The 1,159-nt window shown below is 40.8% G+C and carries 1 protein-coding gene and 1 pseudogene; both read right to left on the bottom strand.

Features of this window, described 5'->3' with window-relative positions:
- Positions 1–41: 41 nt before the first annotated feature.
- On the bottom strand, positions 42–938 hold the full coding sequence (locus KTE19_RS13660) for an IS3 family transposase (protein ID WP_347339421.1): 897 nt from the start codon (positions 936–938) through the stop codon (positions 42–44).
- A pseudogene (locus KTE19_RS13655) lies at positions 911–1,159 on the bottom strand (helix-turn-helix domain-containing protein); the annotation flags it as partial. The pseudogene KTE19_RS13655 and the gene KTE19_RS13660, both read right to left, overlap by 28 nt.

Raw genomic sequence — 1,159 nt, 5'->3', positions numbered from 1 at the left:
TGAAGTGAACCCCAATAGTTGGAGATAATATTTAATAATTTTTAGGCACATAACTGGTCGTTGTGAATCCGGTATTCAACCGGACTCATTCCGGCTAGTTTTGTTTTTATGCGATGGTAATTGTAATACTGGATATAGTCCTTAACTGCCTGCTTAAGTGTCTGAAAGTCATCATAGTGATGATTATGAACTGTTCCGACCTTTAACTGATGAAAGAAACTCTCTGCACAAGCGTTATCAAGGCAGGTAGCCTTACGGCTCATGCTTTGAAATACTCGATATTCCTTTAAGCACGCTTGGTATCGACTATTCTGATACTGGAATCCTTGATCAGAGTGAAGTGTCATCCGATAGTCTAATTTTGGGCGCTTCTTAAGTAATTCAGTTAAAGGACTCATGACAAATTTAACCGTCGGATGGAGCTCAAGTGACCAAGATAATACTTCGCTGTTGAAGAGATCAATGTAAGCCGTGAAATAAGCCCGTTTATTAGTCGCATTGTTCCCCCAACGAAGTTCAGTCACATCGGTAACCACCTTCTGATAAGGACGATCAGTAGAGAAACGGCGATTAACCCGATTAGGGGCAACTTTACCCACCCGTCCTTTATAAGAATTGTACTTATGAACGTTGCGGTCATAGGCATGACATAAGAGATCGTTTTCCCTCATTATTCTTAATATCCGTTTATGGTTAACTTGAAAGCCTTGCTTCTTAAGTTCGATTGTAATACGGCGATAGCCGTAATCGGCATGGGTATTCCGGATAGCTTTAATGGCGACAATGATTTTAGTTGAATCTTTTTTGCCATATTGTCGATCCAGCGCATCATGGTAACTGCTACTAGCCATCTTGGCAATCTTCAATATGATACTCAAACTTACCTTGAATTCACGCCTCAGCTCAACTATTACTTGGGCTTTTTCTTGGTTTGAGATTTTCGCTTCTTCTGTGCCAAGGCGTGCAATTTTTCCAAGTAAGCATTCCTCAACTTGAGAATTTCATTCTCGTCTTTAAGCTTCTGGAGTTCATCATCTTCGTGGTTGTTGGTCTTAGTCAACTTAGGTGGCCGTCCTTTACTAGGTTTTAAACGTCCTTCTCTCAAAGCCCTTTCCCATTCCCAAACGAGATTTGGTGTCCGCAAATTAAAATGCTTAGC

Origin of the sequence: Lentilactobacillus dabitei (assembly GCF_019061365.1) — a bacterium.
Classification (GTDB): Bacteria; Bacillota; Bacilli; order Lactobacillales; family Lactobacillaceae; genus Lentilactobacillus; species Lentilactobacillus dabitei.
This window is presented reverse-complemented; position numbering and strand designations above follow the sequence as displayed.